Annotated in this window: 21 protein-coding genes; 7 read left to right on the top strand and 14 right to left on the bottom strand. The window is 58.7% G+C overall.

Annotation, left to right across the window (positions count from 1 at the left end; genetic code table 11):
• Positions 1–85 precede the first annotated feature (85 nt).
• Positions 86–1051 carry a hypothetical protein gene (locus tag ACTZWX_RS17090; RefSeq protein WP_444714934.1) on the top strand — a complete coding sequence of 322 codons (966 nt, stop codon included), beginning with the start codon at positions 86–88 and terminating at the stop codon, positions 1049–1051.
• Here ACTZWX_RS17090 and ACTZWX_RS17085 read toward each other — a convergent pair.
• The 9 genes from ACTZWX_RS17085 to ACTZWX_RS17045 form a co-directional block, all read right to left on the bottom strand.
• Positions 1031–2218 (bottom strand): ABC transporter permease, encoded by a 1188-nt coding sequence (locus ACTZWX_RS17085; RefSeq protein WP_444714933.1) that lies wholly within the window; start codon positions 2216–2218, stop codon positions 1031–1033. The two genes, ACTZWX_RS17090 and ACTZWX_RS17085, sit on opposite strands and share 21 nt — an antisense overlap.
• On the bottom strand, positions 2218–3363 hold the full coding sequence (locus ACTZWX_RS17080; protein ID WP_444714932.1) for an ABC transporter permease: 1146 nt from the start codon (positions 3361–3363) through the stop codon (positions 2218–2220). Before ACTZWX_RS17080 ends, ACTZWX_RS17085 begins: the two co-directional genes overlap by 1 nt.
• Before the next feature lie 25 nt (positions 3364–3388).
• On the bottom strand, positions 3389–4366 hold the full coding sequence (locus ACTZWX_RS17075; RefSeq protein WP_444714931.1) for an HlyD family secretion protein: 978 nt from the start codon (positions 4364–4366) through the stop codon (positions 3389–3391).
• Positions 4363–5796 carry a TolC family protein gene (locus ACTZWX_RS17070; protein WP_444714930.1) on the bottom strand — a complete coding sequence of 478 codons (1434 nt, stop codon included), beginning with the start codon at positions 5794–5796 and terminating at the stop codon, positions 4363–4365. The genes ACTZWX_RS17075 and ACTZWX_RS17070 overlap by 4 nt, the downstream gene beginning before the upstream one ends.
• A gap of 230 nt (positions 5797–6026) precedes the next feature.
• Positions 6027–6464 (bottom strand): DUF7282 domain-containing protein, encoded by a 438-nt coding sequence (locus ACTZWX_RS17065; RefSeq protein ID WP_444714929.1) that lies wholly within the window; start codon positions 6462–6464, stop codon positions 6027–6029.
• A gap of 104 nt (positions 6465–6568) precedes the next feature.
• Positions 6569–7315: an anti-sigma factor gene (locus tag ACTZWX_RS17060; RefSeq protein WP_444714928.1), complete on the bottom strand. Its 747-nt coding sequence runs from the start codon at positions 7313–7315 to the stop codon at positions 6569–6571.
• Positions 7312–7920, bottom strand: a complete 609-nt coding sequence (locus ACTZWX_RS17055) for a sigma-70 family RNA polymerase sigma factor (RefSeq protein WP_444714927.1) — start codon at positions 7918–7920, stop codon at positions 7312–7314. The genes ACTZWX_RS17060 and ACTZWX_RS17055 overlap by 4 nt, the downstream gene beginning before the upstream one ends.
• 7 nt (positions 7921–7927) lie before the next feature.
• The gene (locus ACTZWX_RS17050; RefSeq protein WP_444714926.1) at positions 7928–8461 is read right to left on the bottom strand and encodes a hypothetical protein; all 534 of its coding nucleotides are present in this window, start codon (positions 8459–8461) and stop codon (positions 7928–7930) included.
• 82 nt (positions 8462–8543) lie between these two features.
• Positions 8544–9524: an XdhC family protein gene (locus ACTZWX_RS17045; RefSeq protein ID WP_444714925.1), complete on the bottom strand. Its 981-nt coding sequence runs from the start codon at positions 9522–9524 to the stop codon at positions 8544–8546.
• A 99-nt stretch (positions 9525–9623) separates the two neighbouring features.
• On the opposite strand from ACTZWX_RS17045, the gene ACTZWX_RS17040 reads away from it, so the two are divergent.
• Positions 9624–11096 carry an amidohydrolase family protein gene (locus ACTZWX_RS17040; protein ID WP_444714924.1) on the top strand — a complete coding sequence of 491 codons (1473 nt, stop codon included), beginning with the start codon at positions 9624–9626 and terminating at the stop codon, positions 11094–11096.
• A gap of 21 nt (positions 11097–11117) precedes the next feature.
• On the opposite strand, the gene ACTZWX_RS17035 is transcribed toward ACTZWX_RS17040, so the two are convergent.
• Complete coding sequence (locus tag ACTZWX_RS17035) at positions 11118–12038, bottom strand: AraC family transcriptional regulator (RefSeq protein WP_444714923.1); 921 nt, start codon at positions 12036–12038, stop codon at positions 11118–11120.
• Positions 12039–12153: 115 nt separating this feature from the next.
• Between ACTZWX_RS17035 and ACTZWX_RS17030 the strand changes: the two genes are divergently transcribed.
• Genes ACTZWX_RS17030 through mmsB form a run of 5 tightly spaced genes read left to right on the top strand, consistent with a single transcriptional unit; the run spans position 12154 to position 17668 of the window.
• Entirely contained in the window at positions 12154–13647 is a 1494-nt protein-coding gene (locus tag ACTZWX_RS17030) for a CoA-acylating methylmalonate-semialdehyde dehydrogenase (protein ID WP_444714922.1), read from the top strand.
• Positions 13648–13662: 15 nt separating this feature from the next.
• The gene (locus tag ACTZWX_RS17025) at positions 13663–14829 is read left to right on the top strand and encodes an acyl-CoA dehydrogenase family protein (RefSeq protein WP_444714921.1); all 1167 of its coding nucleotides are present in this window, start codon (positions 13663–13665) and stop codon (positions 14827–14829) included.
• Between the two features lie 29 nt (positions 14830–14858).
• On the top strand, positions 14859–15638 hold the full coding sequence (locus tag ACTZWX_RS17020; protein ID WP_354447485.1) for an enoyl-CoA hydratase: 780 nt from the start codon (positions 14859–14861) through the stop codon (positions 15636–15638).
• 14 nt (positions 15639–15652) lie between these two features.
• On the top strand, positions 15653–16738 hold the full coding sequence (locus ACTZWX_RS17015; RefSeq protein WP_444714920.1) for an enoyl-CoA hydratase/isomerase family protein: 1086 nt from the start codon (positions 15653–15655) through the stop codon (positions 16736–16738).
• 42 nt (positions 16739–16780) lie between these two features.
• Positions 16781–17668, top strand: a complete 888-nt coding sequence (gene mmsB, locus ACTZWX_RS17010; protein ID WP_444714919.1) for a 3-hydroxyisobutyrate dehydrogenase — start codon at positions 16781–16783, stop codon at positions 17666–17668.
• A 106-nt stretch (positions 17669–17774) separates the two neighbouring features.
• Here mmsB and ACTZWX_RS17005 read toward each other — a convergent pair whose 3' ends face one another.
• The 4 genes from ACTZWX_RS17005 to ACTZWX_RS16990 form a co-directional block, all read right to left on the bottom strand.
• Positions 17775–18095, bottom strand: a complete 321-nt coding sequence (locus ACTZWX_RS17005) for a hypothetical protein (protein ID WP_444714918.1) — start codon at positions 18093–18095, stop codon at positions 17775–17777.
• Positions 18080–18598, bottom strand: coding sequence for a hypothetical protein (locus ACTZWX_RS17000; RefSeq protein ID WP_444714917.1), 519 nt, complete (start codon positions 18596–18598; stop codon positions 18080–18082). Before ACTZWX_RS17000 ends, ACTZWX_RS17005 begins: the two co-directional genes overlap by 16 nt.
• Positions 18589–18972: an acyltransferase family protein gene (locus tag ACTZWX_RS16995; RefSeq protein ID WP_444714950.1), complete on the bottom strand. Its 384-nt coding sequence runs from the start codon at positions 18970–18972 to the stop codon at positions 18589–18591. Before ACTZWX_RS16995 ends, ACTZWX_RS17000 begins: the two co-directional genes overlap by 10 nt.
• Positions 18973–19045: 73 nt before the next feature.
• Positions 19046–19760: SGNH/GDSL hydrolase family protein (locus ACTZWX_RS16990; RefSeq protein WP_444714916.1), on the bottom strand; the 715-nt coding region annotated here is incomplete at its 5' end.

The raw sequence follows: 19760 nt of genomic DNA, 5'->3' as shown, positions 1-19760 counted from the left end.
TTTACCCGGTCTTTACATGGGTTGACGGACACCAAGCGCGGCCTGACGAATAATAGAGGCAAACAACAGGTCGCGGAGTAAAAACATGGAAAAATCGAGGAGGTTGTGGACGGTGGGGTTGCTGACGCTTGCAGCCATAACGCTGTCTGGCTGCAAGGTGAGCGCCACATCCGGGGATCGCTACTACGACCGGGATGAACAGCAGTTTAGCCGTGGCTATTTCCTGGATGCCCGAGACACCGGGCGCTACTTCCCCGGGGGCAGATGGAGCCTGAATGACGAGACGGAAGTGTGCATTGGCGACACACTGTATTTTGAAACGGCGGACCGGCGGGTACGTGTCTACGGCTCGCACGCCTACAGCGAAAATGCCTTTCGTGCCGCCGCCACAGAGGTGAGCACCCGCATAGACGGCGTGCTCAAACGGTTCAGAATGAGCTGGCGGGATTTTGTAGATGAGCGCAGCTCGGCCGTGCCATACCCGGAGAAGGTGATCGCCTGTTTGAGTCCGAGGGTCAGCAACAGCAATCTTGCAGCGGGCACGCTCGCAGCGGTGGCGGTTGCACCCTACCACCGAAGCTGGCCCTATGAGGCCGGGCAGATATTCACCCATGAACTGGCCCACTACGTTCAGGAAAACCTGAGCCGGTACAACGCCGTTGCATCTCTGCTGCCCTACTGGTTTGCGGAAGGCCAGGCCGCCCTGGTGGCCGGCGACCCCGTAGCACCTGCCTACCGGCATTACGACTATGATCCCCTGCGATACGCCACCAGAAACGACGCCAGCAATGTCAGCTACCGTTTCGAACATTACGCACTGGCCTACCGCTATCTTGAGCGGGCCAACGGCGCCCTCGAGATGACGCTGCTACTGGATCTGGTCCAGTTTATGGACTGGACGGGTGATTACCGCGGGGTGATCAGCACGGGTGAATCACGGGCCTTTGTGGAGGCGTTTGATGCCATGGAGCTGGTGGATCATCGGGGGCGGTATTTGAGCTTTGCCCGGTTTCGGGCGGACTACCATTCCCTAGTAGGAGCGGGGGGTTGATTCGGCGTCCATTCGGCTCCTGCTGCGTCTTCTCTCCGACATTGCGAGCAGCAGGATGCCCAGCCCAAAAAACAACGAGAGGCCGAACAGGTACGCAATCTCCGACGTCAGGCTTTGTATTGGGGCTCCCATCTGATTGAGAGAGAGAAATCCTTGAATACCGGGTTTGGCGGGAATCATCATGGTGATTGTGTCTAACCACGCCGGAAGGTTAGACGCCGGCCAGGCAAAACCCGCTGTAAAGACGATGGGCAGCGACGACAGCAGAACAATAACGGTCGTCAGTTCGGGCCTGGGCAAGAGGTAACCGAGCAGGATTGCAAAGAGTGTTGTTGAGGTGAGAAACAACAGGCTAAAACCGATTAATGCGAACTGCGGTGCAGCGTGTGGGACGCCATAAAGCTGAAAGAAAAAGCCGAAATACAAAAGCGCCAGGATCAGGTAGGCGAACACAAACGTTACTAATCTGATCGGAAGTGCCTGCCTGAGCGGGGTTGTGACAAGCCCTGACAACCGGCGGGCCCGATCTTTAACGGTGACCGTGCCGGCTGCAATCAACAGGGTCTGGTGCAGGATCAGAACAAAGACGGCCGGAACAATATAGTTGATGTATCCGCCGGTTGGGTTGAACACCCCATGCGGAGATATCTTGAACGGCATAATTTCACCGGGGATGTTGGCCGGACTGCTGCCTTTTCTGAGGCTACTGATGATCTGAGTTTCAACGGACAAAGTGGTTGTGGCCTTCAGCAAGCCTTCGACGATATTTCCATAAATCAAAAAGTAACTGGCATCGCCGGCGAAGGCGATATTCACCGGGCGCCCGAGATAAACGTCTCGCTCAAAGTTAGCCGGGATGACCAACAGCCCGTGAACGACATCGTTCTCCAACAGGACGGTTGCCTCATCCATGCTTTGTGGGACCGCAGCCACGCGCAACTGGGGCGTTGCGTCGGCCATGCGTATCAATTGCCGGGCGAGCGCTGAGCGGTCCTGATCCAGAACCGCGAGGGCCTGTTGCCCCGGAACGTTCTTCTGGTAGGGCAGCGGGTAAAGCAGTGCGTAGAACAAAATGCCACCGATCATCACCAGCATCACCGATTTGTCGTGGATGATATTCGACAGTTCTGCTTTCCAGGCACCCCACAGACTGGTATTGCGGATCATCAGCTCACCTGCTCTGCAAGTTTGGGGTCGAGCTTTGTCGGAAGTAGCTTCAGCGCTATTGGCAAGACGAAGAGGAAAAGCAGCAACGCAATCAGTGAGTTGAAAATGACAGGCAGGGAGGCGCCGTGGTCGGCAATGTCCACCTGCAATTTGATGTAGTGAGTGGATGGCATCAAGCCTCCCCAGGCCCATGCGATCACGTTCATATCACCTCGGGGGAAGGTAATGCCCATAAATGCAAACGCAGGGGCGAGGTACGCAGCGCTAACACTTATTGCTTTTACCCGGTCCCGAACGAGAGCAACAATGAGGACTGCCATGGCCTGAACGCTGAAGATGGTCAGGGCCAAACCAAGAAGAAGCCAGACGATGTTGCCGGATGGCTGCCAACCCAGAAAGAGACGGAACAGCAAAAGCATCAGCAGCCCCTGGAGCCATAGGAGCAGGCTGACAGGCGCAAGCGCGGCCGTGATCGCTTTGCTCCGCTCAATCAATGGTGCCGGGATGGTTTGTTTTTCGAGTCGCCAGCTTAACGCTAGAACCGTTGAGATAACGATGATGATTTGCCAGAGAGCCGGCGATATTGACGTCACCAGAAAGCGTGCGTAGCTCATGTTGGGGTTATAGAGCGATGTGACTTGTGGGCGCACGGGCACTGCCGAGGTGATGGCTTCAGGGGCGGTCTGGCCATGGCTGATCTTAAGGCCAACACCCGTGCGTGCGGCCAGATCCATGGAGGCGCTTATTAACGATGAATTGATGAATTTGCCGGACAACAGATATTGATTGTTGTAAAAGGCGGTCACCGTAGGGCTGATCGAAAGCCGAAGATCCCGGCCAAAGTTTTCCGGAATGATGACAAGGGCAAGGATCTCCGATTGCTGAAGGGCATCTGCGCCAGCGGACGTCGAGGCGTATGACCTTAACAGGCTCAGGCCCGGGCTTGCGTCCAACTGACGTTCAACCGTATAGGATTCATGACTATGGTCCAGATTGACGACACCGACCGGAAGAGATTGCGGTGTGCCAATCTGGAAGATACTGATCAACAACACGAACAGAACCGGCGGCAGCCATACGACAACCGCAAGCAGCCAGGGTTGCTCCTGCAGAGCTTTCCAGCCAGTTAGATGCTCACGACCCATTGAGCTCTCCGGTCTGTTGCCGAGCTTACGGTGCCATTTCAAGAAGAACGCTCATGCCCGCCCTCAATCCAGCGATTGGCTCCACAGGTTGCATTTCAACCTCGAACGTTCTCATGTCAAATCCGCGCCCTGGCGTTGTTGCACGCCATGTTGCGTAATCTCCGAGAACAGAAATGTGACTGACACGGAATCGTGCGGATTGATCAAGGGCGGGGATTTCCAGGTCAAATTCACTGCCTTCGGTGACTCGGCTGAGTAAATCTTCCCTGACGTTGAACAATGCCCAAGAATCATCAAGATCGGTGACAATAATGACCGGGAAACCCTGGGGAGCAAGCTCTCCTTCGTTCAGCAGCACATTACTGACAATGCCACCTCTGTGGGCCCGCGCCACAGTATCATCCAGCAGTTCAGCAACTTCGTCTCTCAAACTTGAGGTAGCTATTTCACCGGCTTGAGCTGCTGTGCGGGCCTCCTGCCGTGGGCCTGCTTCGGCCAGTTTCAATATCTCAGATGCCGTTACCCGTGTTTTCTCGGCCACCTTCCACAGTGTGAACGTATCGTCGGCTCTTTGCCTGGCAACTAGCCCCTCATCGGCAAGCGCACGAATACGTTCAAAGGTGGTTTTAGCCAGTGCCTCGGCGGCCAGGGCTTTTTCGTACTCGCTGCGAGCTGCGGCAATACGTTCTTCACGCGTGCCGCCCTCAACGGCCTGAGCGAGTGATCGGCTTATGGTTTCAAGCGCTTCTATCTGAGTCAGTTTGGCCTCAAGCTCCGGGCTGTCGATGCGGAAAACCTCAGTGCCTGCCTCTACGCGATCCCCGCGGCGGACGCTAATGTCAGCAACCCGCCCCGGAATTTTGGACGCCACCATATGTTGCCTGGCCTCAATCTGCCCCTGTAACTGGATGGGTGCAGGTGCGTAGGCTTTCCAGAAGACGATGACAATGCCCAACAGGATGACAGCAACGACAAGCGGAATGGCAATTCGTTTTGCATTCACTGAATTTCATCTCCTTCAAGCACGTAGGAAAACATGTTTTCATGCTGTCCGCTCAGGGTCAGCAACTGCGAAAATGCCAGTACGAAACGGAGAGCCGCTGCATCACGACGGGTCTGGGTGGTCGCCAGGAAAGTTTGGGCGTCAATGACATCAAGCGAGCGCCCCAGACCTTCAGCGAATGCGCGTTCCTGCAATCTTAACGTCTGCTCTGCCAGGGCCACGGTCGATGCCAGGTCCCTGTGCTCAGCAAGCGCTTGCCGGGCTTCACGGTAGTTCCGGTCGAGTAGCAACTCCAGCCTTCGTTGAGTGGCCTTTTGCAGTGAATCGACCTCACGAACGGTGTTGTCGGCTGCGCCTACCTTGCCTTTGCGGCCACTGCGATCCATCAGCGCGATTCGGACGCCTACGCCAACCAGCCAATCCGGCGTGAGATCGCTCGCCAAAGAATCGTTCTCGTACACGTTGTAGCTGCCGAACAGAAAAACGTCCGGGCGGTACAGGCCCCGGCTCGCTTCGGCAATGTTCTTTGCCTGGTCATGCTTGGTGGACAGAATCCGCAGGCTCGGGTGTTCGCTTAACCCTGCCTCGAACGTATCCCGCGGAGGTAATTGCGGGAGGGTGAACAGGGGCGTCGTTGGAGCCAGACGGTGCGATTCGACACGGTGCCCGTTATCCTGGAAATCCATATGTATCAACGACGCAAACGCGTTGTGCGCCGTGTCTCTTTGTTCCTCAACCGCTCGGGTGGTAATCCTGGCTCTGTCATAAGCGGCTTCCGCAGCCAGGCGCTCCACGCTGGAAATCTGTGCCTGATCCTCCAGGGCCTTTGCCACATGCAGGTGCCTGGCAAGAGCGCTCTCTACCTGTTGCTGAGTGTTCAACGCCCGCTCCGCCATCACTAAACCGAAGTAGGTCGCAACCAGCTCCGTAAACCGGGCCCGCCGGACTTCCTCCAGGACATGTGATGCTTCGGACTGCTCGAGTTGAAGCAGATTTTTCCTGGCCGTGATTTTTCCGCCGGTATAAATCGGCCACAGAGTGTTTATTGAGCTTCGCGTTATGTTGCGGCTTGTGACGGGTGTCTGGAAAGCTCCCGGGCCGCCAATCAAGTCGATCAGCAATTGCCCTGGTATGGTTTCTGATGCGCTGTTCAGTGGGTTCAGAGACAGCGCATCCAGTTCTATCTGGGAGTCGAGCCGCGTGTAAGACCCCACTAGGTCAACTTGGGGCAGATACAAGCTGTTCGCCGTTGATGCCAGGGCTTCGGCCCGAAGGCTGGCTGACTGATTTGCCGACAGCAGATCGTCGTTTTCGAGAAGTGCTTGCCAGGATTCAGATAAGTTCAGAGAGGACGGTCTGTTCTCACCATACGCGCTGACACTCAAGCAGACAGCTAATATGAACGGCAAAAATGTTACCTTTTCCCGCACGTTGACCTCGTGTTCTGGAGCGAAAGCGGTTTATATCGATGTACGCCAAGTCTAGTCTAATTGCCTTCATGCGTGCTCAGGGTTTTGCGGTTTTTAGGATTTTCTTAAATTTCTTAATCCTGTTGATGACCCCCCGGTGACACAATTACCTCACCATACACTCAGAAACCACCTTGACAGGAGATGCTGCCAGGGTGTTGTTGAAAGACCATCACAAAAGCTTGAATAGACTACTTAGCGGTAATAACCGTCATCACCAGCTTGCCGTCTTTGCGAATGGGGCCATCTTCCTTGGCGCCCAGAGTGTATTCAAAGATACCGGTCTTGCTGCCGCCTTCCTCGTTGTGAATCATCAGCATCAGCTTATCGCCACTGGCCACTTCCTCGGTCAGGATGGCTGCAACGTCCATATTCTTGCCCTTCTGTAGGGGCGCATGGGCCACGACCGGGCCGGGCTTCATGGCCTCGTCGGTGCGGTGAACCACCAGCCAGCCGTTTTCCTCAGTCACCACTTTCTTGGCGGTCACCGTGCCTTCGGAGACAGACTGGTCATCGCCCCAGACACCTACTTTATTGCCATGCTCCATCGCCAGTGCTGAGCCGGATGCCAGTGCACCGGAAACCAGGGCTGCGGTCAGGAATGCGGTGGTTTTGATGTGATTTTTCATTGTGTGCTCCTTAGGTTCGGTTTTACCCATCCATCACCTTGTTTTTGATGGGAGTACAAGCAGCTACGGAGCGGCGCCTGAAAAGTTTCAGGCGCGATCACGATTTAGTTGCGACCTTTGCCTTGGTCGGCAGAAGTGGGGTAAAGGAAGCCGTGAATGGCCGGGCCAGTCGGTTGTCCGGTGGGTGAACCACCCTTTGGCTCCAGGCTGATGCCGAAGGTGGCGCCACGCAGAGTCTCTGGGTCGTAATCACGCAGTGCAGCCTGGTCCAGGGTGAAGTTTTCGCCCATCACGCCCACCGATCGCGGGTTGGGGCCATACTCCTCTGCCACCATCCAGAGCTGGTAAGATTTGTCTGGTTGAGGTTCGGCGGTTACCGGCTGGATATTCAGCTGGCGGCTGTTCAGATCCACGGTCAACAGGAACGCAGGCTGCTCATCGTTGTGTTGGAACGCCGCCACGAAGGATTGGGCTTGCGGCTCGGGCTCCGGCTGAGTCGCCAGCACGGCAACCAGTACCAGCGCCGCTGCCGAAGCAATGGCCGTGCTCCAGCGCCAGCGGGTCAGCTGTTTCCGGAGACTGATCACATTGTCTGGCACCGCACTCGGGGATTTGGGAGCGGATGGTTGCTGCTCGATCGTTCGCTGAATTCGTGCAAACAGCTCGGGGCCGGGCTCTACAGGTTCAACCCCATCAAGCATGCCAGCCAGCCGGGCCTCCCATTGCTGAATTAACGCTTCCAGCTCAGGTTCGCGGGCACGGCGAGCCTGCAAGGCATCCCGCTCTTCTTCTGGCAGAGTTCCCAGAACGAACTCTGCAACCATCATATCCAGGTCGTCACGTTCGCTCATGGTTCAAGACACCTCTTGACCTGTTTCAGGGCTCGGTGCAACCAGGTTTTCACAGTGTTGATCGGCTGGTCAAAATGCCTCGCCAGCTGATCCCGGGACCAACCGTTCAGATACGCCAGACGAACCATGTCCTGGCGATCTTTTTCGAGTTGGTCAATGCAATGGTTCAAGTGCTTTACCGTTTGTTGATCTGAGATTTGTTCATGGGCTGCCGGCGAATGGTCCGCAATACTGTCCAGTTCGTCGCTTGCGGTCTCCCGCCTTGCCGGATGCCGCCGCAGTTCGTCGATAGCGCCGTGCCTGGCAATCGCTGCAAGCCAGGTGATCGGTGAGGAACGTTCCGCATCGAACTGGTCGGCCTTATGCCAGACTTTGACATAGGTGTCGTGAATCACATCATCTGCCCAAGCCCTGTCCTTGAGGATACGCAGCACGGTGGCCAGAAGTTTCGGAGCGGTGGCTTCGTATAACTCGGCAAACGCGTTTCTGTCCTGCTGGGCAACCCGGTGCAGGAGCCGGGTGATACCGGAGCTGCCTTCCTGATCAGTGCTCAGGTAGTCAGTGGCGCCGGGAGGCGCGTCTGGCTGGTGTGAATCAGAGTACATGCGCGCCTCAGTCGGTCTGTTGCGGGGAGCGGGCGTTGGTCCCGATGAACAGGTACACGGAATGTCGGCGGTGGTCTTCTACCCGGTGCAAGGCGACAGCCGGTGCCTTGGCCTCGGCGCTCGTAAACTGAATTCGCTCGCCCGCGGGCTTGCCATCACGCTCCCGAGGGCCCTTTTCGGCCTGCCAATTCGGCCCAAGGCACTCAGACAACTCGCTTGCGGCGCGGGCATGCATGGTTTCCGCAACCTCTTGATCCGGAGCAGCCACTGTGCAGGTGTAGGCAGAGTCTCCGTTGCCCCAGGCCCAGATTTCGCAATGGCCCTTGATCAGTTGCTCTTTTGCCCGGTAGATGGTCACCGAATTGAAATTGCTGCTGCTTCCCCGAAATTCGGCAAAGCCGGTCGGGTAATCTGCCACTATGTTCTGGAGAGTTGCGCAGGGATCTTCTGTACCGCTGGTGACAGGCTGATAAATGCTGCAGCCGGCAAGTGCCGCGCTCGCCATAGTAATAACGAGAGCCGAGGTTGTGTTTCTGACCATCAATCGGTTCCTTCGCTGAATAGGGGGTCAAAGAGCATCTGAGCTTAACTGTAGAAGCGATGCAAAGGCCAGACAAGCAAGATCAAAGTTGTTGGCGCGAGATGCCTTGCCGCACTCGGATAATATCTGCCATCACTGCCAAAGCAATTTCTGCGGGCGTTTTGCTGCCAATATTCAAACCTACGGGCATATGGATCCTGTGGATCTGTTGCTCGGTCAGCCCGCCAATACGCGCCAGCCGTTCCCGCCGCTTTTCCGAAGTTTTCATGGACCCCATCACGCCGATGTAAAACGCCTCGGTTTTGACCGCCTCCATCATGGCGGTATCGTCAATGCGCGGGTCATGGGTGAGAGCGACGACCGCGGTAGCGCGATGGCAGCCCTCACGGGCAATAAACACCGAGGGCAACTCCTGTTGGAGTGTTACGTCCGCCAGGTTGAAGTGCCGAACTTCCTCGGGCCTTGGGTCGCACACAATCACCTCAAAGCCCAGGCTGTGCGCAAAGCTGGCGCAGGCGGTGGCAACCGGTGACAGCCCTGCAATCACCAGCCGGGAGACCGGGCCAACGCGCAATCTCAGTCGGGCCTGGTCAGCCTCCTCGGTAACCCGGGCGCCCAGCTCGCTCTCTGGCTCCAGGCAAATGTCTCCGGTTTCCAGTGAGACCACCCGGGCAACGGGCCCCTCGCCCGATAACGCGGATTGAAGCGCCAGGAAATGTTCGCGTGTAGCGGAGGATGCAGGCCAGTGCTCTATCAGAACATCCAGTACTCCGCCGCAGGGGAGGGTTACGCGGGTATTATCCGGGCTGTCCGGAGCGCCGTAGCGAATGCGATTGATGCGCCCCTTGAAGGCGTTGTCCTGCAAACGGGCCAGGAAATCTTCTTCCACACACCCGCCAGAGAGCGAGCCACAGTGGGCACCATCCTGCCGGGCGATTAGCCAGGAACCCGGCGCTCGGGGCGAGGAACCAAAGGTGCCCACTACCGTACAGAACCAGAAACCATGCCCTTCATCACACCAGTGCAGGGCTTGTTCAACAACTTTACTATCCAGTGGCTGCATGCAGAGATCGCTGTGTAGATGGGTTCAAAGGCGGCCAGGCCGGCTCGCAGCATAGCCCAAATTGTCTATAATCGGGTACAAATCAAAAGGAGCTCTCTGATGCCTGCGATACCCCACGTCGTTAAATTTCATCCGTCGCATCACCACCACGCCCATGGCGCCTGCCAGTGTGGCTCGCCTCTGCTAACACAATTCCATGAACGCATGATGGCGGACATCAGTCGCCGCCGATTCATCGGAGGTATGGCGGGTGTGATGGCGATGTTTGCGGCATTGCACGCCCCGAGCGTACTGAGTCAGCAGCCAAAGGATGATAACCGGCCGATACTGCTGAAAAACCTGAGGTTGTTTGATGGCAGCGGCGGGCCACTGCGTGACGGCGTAGCCATTCGCATTGAGGGTGGCCGAATCCAGGCCCTGGAGACCAACGGTGCAGACGCCGGTGATGCAGAGGTCATTGATTGCGGCGGCCGTGTTGTAATGCCGGGGCTGATTGACGCCCACTGGCACACCACGCTGGCCGGCATCAGCCAGCTGGAAGCCATGACCGCAGACCCGGGCTACGTGCATCTGGTTGCAGCCAAAGAGGCCGAACGCACCCTGATGCGCGGCGTTACCTCGGTTCGAGACGTGGGCGGGCCTTCCTTTGCCCTCAAGCGCGCCATTGACAAGGGCATTGTGGATGGCCCGCGAATTTTCCCCGCCGGTGCCATGATTTCCCAGACCTCCGGCCACGGCGATTTCCGCATGAGACATGAAGTGCCTAGGGGCACAGCCTCGCCCCTGAGTGAGCAGGAAAAACAGGGCGTTGCCGTAATTGCCGATGGCGAGGCCGAGGTACTCCGGCGCACCCGCGAACAGCTGATGCTGGGTGCCTCCCAGATCAAACTGATGGCGGGCGGTGGCGTGGCCTCAACTTACGACCCGCTGGATAGCACCCAGTTTACCGAGCGCGAACTGCGCGCCGCTGTTGAGGCGGCAGAGGATTGGGGCACCTATGTGGCAGTGCATGTATACACATCCAAGGGAATTCAACGATCCCTGCGGGCGGGTGTTAAGTCTATCGAGCATGGCCAGCTGGCCGATGAGGAAAGTGTGCGGATGATGGCGGGTGAGGGCGCCTGGTGGAGCCTGCAACCCTTCCTGCAGGATGAAGATTCTAACGTCTACCCGGATGCCGCGCGTCGCGAGTCACAACGCATGGTGGCCGAGGGCACCGTGCGGGCTTACGAGATGGCTCAACGTTTTGACGTTAAAACTGCCTGGGGCACCGATATCCTGTTCAGCCCACAGAACACCCACAATCAGCTGCGCCATCTGACCAAACTCACGCGCTTCTACGACTCGCTCACCACGCTGGCCATGGCAACTGGCCGCAATGGCGAACTACTCGCCATGTCTGGCCCAAGAAGCCCCTATCAGGGCAAACTCGGCACTCTGGAGCCGGAGGCTCTGGCAGATCTGTTGGTGGTGGATGGCAATCCGGAGCAGGGGCTGAAATTTCTGAATGATCCGAATACCAATCTGCGGCTAATCATGAAGGGCGGGCGAGTCCACAAGAACACTCTGTAGCGCCCCTTTCCCCGGTGGCTATCAATGCCGCGCAGTATGGCGATAGTCACTGGGGGACTTGCCCATCACCTTCTTGAACAACCGGGAAAAGTAATAGGCGTCGTCATAACCCAGCTGCCGGCTGATGTCGGCAAAGCTCTGGCTGGTGGTGTCCAGCAGTTGGCAAGCCAGCTCTACTTTCAGGTGCAGGAAGTGCTGGATTGGTGAGGTGCCGGTTTGTTCCCGGTAACGGGTGGCAAAGTGCGCGGGCGACAGGCCAGACAGCTCCGCCAGCTGTCGCAGTGTTAGCCGCTCCTCCAGGTGTTCCCGCATGAAGTTGTGAATGGTCTCCAGTTCCGCCTGCTGTGCCAGCCCGGTTTCGTCCGCATTCAGGGGCACGGCAGCCAGCAGCTGTCGCAAACGATTACTGGCGTGAATCAGCCCGCGGGCGCGAAAGCCGGTCTGGCGAACCGACAACAGGCCGTTGAAATCCACCAGCAGCCTCGGTTGCCGGCCCAGGTGGCGAACGTGGTTGTTGCCATCAAACCCCATGTAGTTTCTGAACTCCTCGGCCAGTGGACCGGTGTAGTGCACCCAGTGAATGGTCCATGGATTATCCGGCGCGGCGGTGTATCGGTGGCTGGCGCCGGCCGGAAGCAGCAGGAGGTCGCCTGCCTGCACGGTCAGAGGCTCGCCCGCCACATTCAGAAAGGCCTTCCCTTCCGTGCAATAGATCAAAAGATTGTCACGATGGTGTTCCCGGTGCATGTGGTGGCCCGCGGCCCTGCGGTAATGCCCGAAGGCCAGTGGATACAGCTCGCGGGTCAGCGGATGGTGTGCCAATAGCCGAACGATGGGTTCCGGCACCACATAGCGCACGCTGTCTGGCGGTACGGGCCACTGCGAGGTTTGCGTGGTTTTGGGAGGCCTGGAATCGTTGGTCATCGAAAAATAATCCATCATGGGCGAAATTTAGTCAATCACCCTTTGCCGAACCCCGTGCTACGCTCTTTCCATATCCTGCCGGTTCCAGATGGGAAACGGCGCTCCCGCATAACAACAAACAGGGATTATCAGCATGAAGAAGATACCTCAGTACATCGCCGGTGAATTTGCTCAGAGCCAGACCCAGAACTGGATTGACGTCACCAACCCTGCCACCAACGAAGTGATCGCCCAGGTGCCCTGTGCCACCGAAGCCGAAATGCGCCGGGCCATTGATAACGCAGCCGAAGTGTTCAAGAGCTGGAAAGAAACCCCGGTTTCCGAGCGGGCCCGGGTGATGCTGCGTTACCAGGCGCTGCTGAAAGAGCACCATGACGAGATTGCCGAAATCCTGTCCCAGGAAACCGGCAAGACCTTTGACGACGCCAAGGGCGATGTCTGGCGGGGTATTGAAGTGGTGGAGCACGCTGCCAACGTGGCCTCGATGATGATGGGGGAGACCGTTGAGAACGTCGCCCGCGAAGTAGACACCCACTCCTGGATTCAGCCCCTGGGCGTGTGCGCGGGCATCACTCCGTTTAACTTCCCGGCGATGATTCCCCTGTGGATGTTCCCCATGGCTATTGCCTGCGGTAACACCTTTATCCTGAAACCCTCCGAGCAAGACCCGATGACCCCCATGCGCCTGGCTGAACTGTTCGAGCAGGCGGGTGCGCCGAAGGGCGTTCTGCAGGTAGTGCATGGCGCGAAAGAGCAAGTGGATACTCTGCTTACTGACCCGGCCATCAAAGCCATTTCCTTCGTCGGCTCGGTGCCGGTAGGGCGCTACATTTATGAAACCGGCACCAGCCACATGAAGCGCGTACAGAGCTTTGCCGGCGCCAAGAACCACATGGTGATCATGCCGGATGCCGACAAACAGCAAGTGATCAACGCCCTGGTGGGCGCCTCCGTGGGTGCCGCCGGCCAGCGTTGCATGGCGATTTCCGTCGCGGTGTTTGTGGGCGCGGCCCAGGAGTGGATTCCGGAGCTGAAAGAGGCCATGGCCAAAGTCCGCCCCGGTGCCTGGAACGATTCCGGTGCCAGCTACGGCCCGGTCATCAGCCCCAAGGCCAAGGAGCGCATTGAACAACTGATTGCCACCGGCGAGAAGCAGGGTGCGCAACTCCTGTTGGACGGCCGGAACTGCACTGTGGATGGCCTGCCCGATGGCAACTGGGTTGGGCCCACCCTGTTCGGCAACGTGACTCCGGAGATGGACATCTACAAGGAAGAAATCTTCGGTCCCGTGCTGACCTGCATGAATGCCAACGACCTGGGCGAAGCCATCGCGCTGATCAACAACAGCCCCTACGGCAACGGTACCTCCATCTTCACCAATCACGGTGGCGCGGCACGCCGGTTCCAGCACGAGATCGACGTAGGCCAGGTGGGTGTTAACGTACCCATTCCGGTGCCCCTGCCGTTCTTCTCCTTCACCGGTTGGAAAGGTTCGTTCTACGGCGATCAGCATGCCTACGGCAAGCAGGCGGTGCGCTTCTACACCGAAACCAAAACCGTGACATCCCGGTGGTTCTCCAGCGAAGCCACCTCATCCGAGGCGAACTTCTCAATTCAGCTTCGCTAACGGAGGAGCCGGGTAATGGACTTCAATCTGACCGAAGACCAGCTGGCCTTCCGGGATGCCGCCCGTGCCTTCGCCGAGAAATCCATGGCACCGCACGCGGCCCAATGGGATGCCGAACACATCTTTCCGATGGAGGTGATGAAGCAGGCGGGTGAGATGGGCTTTATGGGCATGTACACGCCCGAGGGCCTGGGCGGTATGGGGCTGTCGCGCCTCGACACCTCGGTGATTGTGGAAGAGCTGTCCATGGCTTGCCCCTCTACCGCTGCGTTTATCACCATCCACAACATGGCCACCTGGATGGTGGCCAGTTTTGCCTCGGATGATCTGAAGCAGGCGTTTGTGCCAAAACTGGCCAGCGGCGAATGGCTGGCCAGCTACTGCCTGACCGAACCGGGGGCCGGCTCCGATGCCGCCAGCCTGCGTACTCGCGCGGTGCGTGACGGCGACAGCTATGTGATCAACGGCAGCAAGATGTTTATCTCCGGCGCCGGCGCCACCGATGTGCTGGTACTGATGGCCCGCACCGGCGATGCTGACAGCGGCGCCAAAGGTATCTCGACCTTTGTGATCCCTGCCAATGCCGACGGCATCTCCTACGGTAAGAACGAAGAGAAAATGGGCTGGCACAGTCAGCCGACCCGCCTGGTCACCCTGGAAGAGGTGCGTATTCCTGCCGGCAACCGGGTAGGCGAGGAGGGCGACGGCTTTGCCATTGCCATGAAGGGGCTGGACGGTGGTCGCCTGAACATTGCCACCTGTTCCCTGGGTGGAGCCCAGGCGGCCCTGTTGCGGGCCCGCAATTACATGCATGAGCGCCAGCAATTCGGCAAACCGTTAGCGGCATTCCAGGCCTTGCAGTTCAAGCTGGCGGATATGGCCACCAACCTGGTAGCGGCCCGCCAAATGGTACGGCTGGGGGCCTTCAAGCTGGACAGCGCAGACCCGGAAGCCACCCTGCATTGCGCCATGGCCAAACGCTTCGCCACCGACGCCTGTTTTGACGTAGCCAACGAAGCCCTGCAGCTGCACGGCGGCTATGGTTACATCCGTGAGTACCCGCTGGAACGCTACCTGCGGGATTTGCGGGTGCACCAGATCCTGGAAGGCACCAACGAAATCATGCGCCTGATTATCGCCCGCCGGCTGCTGGAGGATGGCGTGGTAGAAGCCATCCAGTAACCGGCCAGAGACAAAACAAGGAACCGATCATGAGTGACCTGATTCAACTTGAGAAACGCGACCACATTGCCATCCTGACCATCGCCAATCCACCTGCCAACACCTGGACGGCGGATTCCCTGGCAGCGCTGGCGAAACTGGTGGAAGAACTCAACCAGGACCGCAACATCTTTGCCCTGGTGGTTACCGGCCAGGGCGAAAAGTTCTTCTCCGCCGGGGCGGACCTGAAAACCTTTGCCGACGGTGACCGCGCCCGCGCCAACGACATGGCCCAGCGCTTTGGTGAAGCCTTTGCCGCGCTTACCGCTTTCCGGGGCGTCTCTATCGCAGCGATCAACGGCTACGCCATGGGCGGTGGCCTGGAGTGTGCGTTGTCCTGCGATATCCGCATTGCCGAGGAGCACGCCCAGATGGCCCTGCCGGAAGCCAGCGTTGGCCTGTTGCCGTGTGCTGGCGGCACCCAGAACCTGCCCTGGCTGGTGGGTGAAGGCTGGGCCAAGCGCATGATTCTGTGCGGCGAACGGGTGGATGCCCAGAAAGCCCTGCAGATTGGCCTGGTGGAAGAAGTTGTGCCCTCCGGTGAGGGGCTGGCAGCCGCCCTGAAGCTGGCGGAAGGTGCCTGCAAGCAGAGCCCGTCTTCCATTGCCCGCTGCAAACAGCTGGTGATGAGTGCCCGGGATGGTCGCAGCCACAGCGATGGCTGGCGGATGGAGCGGGAACTGTTCGTAGAACTGTTTCACACCGAAGACCAGAAAGAAGGTGTGAATGCCTTCCTCGAGAAGCGCAAACCGGCCTGGAAGAACCAATAACCGTCGAGACTGCTATGAGTGAGCAACCCATTATTTTTGAAGAGTGGACAACCAGCGGTGATGAGCTGATTGCCGTTGCGCGGCTGAACACACCGCGCAACCTCAACTCGTTGTCTATGGAGATGATCCGCCTGCTCAAACCCCAACTGACCCGCTGGGCAGAAGACGAAAGGGTTTGCGCGGTCTGGCTGGAGGCCGAGGGCGACAAGGCTTTCTGCGCTGGCGGAGACATAGTGTCTCTGTACCGCAGCATGACCGAGCCGGGAAAACTCGGCGAGGGCGACCAGTTCTTCACAGAAGAATACGAGCTGGACTACCAGATTCACACTTTCCCGAAACCGATCATTTGCTGGGGCCACGGCATAGTGATGGGCGGTGGCATCGGCCTGATGGTGGGCGCTTCCCACCGGGTGGTTACCGAGCATTCCAAGCTGGCCATGCCGGAAGTCAGCATCGGCCTGTACCCGGATATCGGCGCTGGCTGGTTCCTCAACCGTATGCCCGGGCGTACCGGCTTGTTTCTGGGCCTGACCGGAGCCCGAATGAACGCCGCCGATGCCCTGTATACCGGCATGGCTGACCGGTTTGTAAGCCACGGGCTCAAGGGCCGGGTCATTGAGGCACTGGTGTCTTCGAATTGGCAAGACGCCCCGGCGGCTTCGGTGGTGAACAGCGTGCTCCGGCAGTTTGAGCAACAAAGCCAGGACGCCCTGCCGGAGTCACTCGTGCGCCAGCATTTCAATGAGATACAGCAGGCAACGGATGCGGATAGCCTGGAACAGGTGGTCAGTCGCCTTCAGGAACTTGGCAGCCGGGGTGACTGGCTGGGTAAATCCGTTAAAGGCCTGGCCTCTGCAAGCCCGACGTCGCTGGCCCTGCATTGGCAGCATTATCACCGTAGCCGGCTGCATGGCCTGGCCCAGGTATTGGACAACGAACTGGTCATGGCGAAGCACTGCCTCAGAAAAGGCGAGTTTGCCGAAGGCATCCGCGCCTTGCTGATCGACAAAGACATGCAACCGCGCTGGCGTTATGCGTCGCTGGCGGAAATCAGCAGCGACTGGATAAACGAATTTCTCAGCCAGGAAGCACAGGGCTAACGATTAACTCTTGGCTTCAGTACAACAACAAGGAGAAGCAACATGGCGAAGATTACCTTTATCGGTCTGGGCAACATGGGCGCACCTATGGCCTCTAACCTGCTCAAGGCCGGGCATGATGTGACCGTATTCGATCTGTCACAGCCCGCCGTTGAGGCGCTGGTGGCCGAAGGCGCCAGCACTGCGGATTCCGGCAAGGCTGCGGCTGAGGGTGCGGAATGCATTATTACCATGCTGCCGGCCGGCAAACATGTAGAAGCGGTGTACCTGGGCGACGAGGGCCTGCTCTCAGCCTTGCCGGAAGGCACCCTGGTGATTGATTCCTCCACCATCGCCCCGGAAACCGCCCGTACCGTGGCGGAAACCGCTGCAGCGCGGCGCCTCGCGTTCATCGATGCCCCGGTGTCCGGCGGCGTAGGCGGTGCCAGAGCCGGAACCCTCACCTTCATCTGCGGCGGCGAGGAAGACACCTTCAATCGCGCCAAACCTGTCCTGGAAGGCATGGGTAAAAACATCTTCCACGCGGGCCCCCATGGTGCCGGGCAGGTGGCCAAGATCTGCAACAACATGATGCTGGCCATCCTGATGGCAGGTACCAGCGAGGCCCTGGCTCTGGGCGCCAAGAACGGCCTGGACCCTGCGGTGCTGTCGGAAATCATGAAGCAGAGCTCCGGTGGCAACTGGGCGCTGAACGTGTACAACCCCTGGCCAGGGGTGATGGAGGGCGTGCCGGCATCGCGGGAGTACCAGGGTGGCTTCCTGGTGAACCTGATGACGAAAGACCTGGGCCTGGCGTTTGATAACGCGGTGAAGAACCAGGCGTCTATCCCCATGGGCTCGATGGCACGCAACCTGTTCCAGCTGCATGCGGGGCAGGGCAATGGTGAGCTCGACTTTTCCAGTATCCTCAGGCTTTACAAGGCCGACTGAGCGGCCCTGTTGCGCAAGGCGGTAGCGCTATAAGAATCGGGTTATCGTCCTGGCTGCGGATGCACTCGTAACAGCCAGGACGCTGCCGCAACTCCGAGCAGACCAATCAGGGCGCCGGCAATGCGCCCAGGGCAAGGCTTACGACCAGCCCGGCCATCAGCGAGAAGCCGCCGGCAAGGATGATTCGGGGCCTGGAGGTTGTCACAACGCCTTGCTTGCGCCGCATTTCAAAAGCGACCACCAGCGTGATCACCGGCACCACCAACAGGCTGCAGAGCACAATCCACCACAAGCGCCCCGTCCAGAAGCCGGGTTCACCGGGTAATCCGGCGTCTACAGGCAACCCGAAACGATCACCCAGCCAGGCGGCTGGCAGTTCTGCCAGTTTGTGCCAGAGGTACAGCGGCATGCTCAAGGCGCTGAGCATGGTGACCGCCCCGCTGATTCTGCGCCTGTCCAGCAGCCAACGCCCTGGCCGCTCGAAGAACAAACCGCGCCAACCTGAAGCCACATCACGCCCACCAAGGCCAGGGTGGGAGGCAACATGTTGCTGTCACCATGAAAATCCCGGCCCACCATGCCGATGGGATAACCACTGGCCAGCGCGGCCACCAGCCAGACTGCGCCCAGAACCAGGAAAAACAGACCTGTCCACGCACCCCTGAAGCGGCCCCGCTTCCAGGCAATGCCCAATTGCTGGGGTAACAGCCAAACCAGCACGGCATTGATCCAGCCGATGCCGTCTGCCGAATCCGTTACCCGTTGGCCCAGGCGCAGAATATCCCCCGCTGAGCCGGGCATGGCCCGCACAACATCCACCACCGCGGCAGCCAGAACCAGGCCAACGATTGCACCCAAGAACCAGCGCCTGTCGGCTTCAACGCTCAGGGGCAACAGTGCCTGCACGGCCAGCAGCATGATCAGAAACATAAATGTATGGTGAGCGACTGGTTAAACGGCCCCAACACCCGGCCGCCGGTATAGAGTGAGAGCAGGGCAATCAGGGTAATGGCAGCAAGATACGTCACCGTAGGCCGGGCCAGCGCCAGAGCTCGCCCTGCCCACCAATGCATCTGCCGGTGCCCCTGAGCCATCCGGTGCGCCACACCATCGGCACTGACGGTGGCAGATACAAACACGAACAGAGGCACCACCTGTACAAGCCAGGTGATAAACCCTGATGGCTCCCAGATCTTTAGCAGGTGTTCGGTTTGAGTTTCCAGGCCACCATCAAACCGGGGCAGGGTGGCAATCCAGTGCCCGAATACCACCACCAGCAAGGCACCGGCGCGTAGGGCATCCAGGTACAGGTCACGCTCGGAAGGTGATTTGGTGTGTTTGTCGGATGACGGCGAGGGTTATTTTGCCATGAAACTCCTAAGGAAGGGCTGCCAGGGCTTCCGCGATATAACGGTAGCCTTTAGCCCCGGGATGATAGCCGTCACTGGCCAGCAATTCCGGGTCTGAAATCACAGGGTAGTGAGCGTACGAGAATCGCGCTGGCGCCTCGCTGGCGAGTTTCTTGTACAGGTTATCCAACAACCGCGCCCGCCATCCGATTACCTGCCGCAACGGCGCGGGCAGGGCGGTAAACAGATGCATGGGCGGAACACTCAGCAGCACCAACGGCGCCGGGTAACGTGCACCGAGTAAATCCCGTAACTCCAGTAACTGCTGGCGAAAACGATACCTTGGGGTAAACCCGGTGGTGTCGTTCACCCCCATGCTCAGGATCACCAGGTCTGCCTCTGGCAGGTCCGCCTTTGCTAGCTGCTTGTTCAAGGCACCCAGGCGAATACCGTTCACCCCAAAGGTGTGCCAGGCAATGGTCTGGCCGGTACGCTCATGGATCTGCCTGGCCAATTGGCTGGCCAGCCCTTGCACATGCTTTTCAACGCCCACTCCGGCGGCTGTGGATTCTCCGATCACGAGAACGCGCCTGGCGGCTTCGCCTTCGCCATACTGGCCAGATGGCGAACCGGAGGCCTCCGGTAGCCGAGGAGTGGTTCGCTGGGTGCGCTTACCCTGGTAAAGCAACACCGGAAACAGCAGGGCCGTTGTTAGCCAGAATGGAAGATGCATTGTGTAGATC

The sequence above is a fragment of the Marinobacter sp. NSM genome, assembly GCF_052380025.1.
Classification (GTDB): Bacteria; Pseudomonadota; Gammaproteobacteria; order Pseudomonadales; family Oleiphilaceae; genus Marinobacter.
The sequence above is the reverse complement of the archived record's forward strand: the minus strand, read 5'-3'. Positions and strand labels throughout refer to the sequence as shown.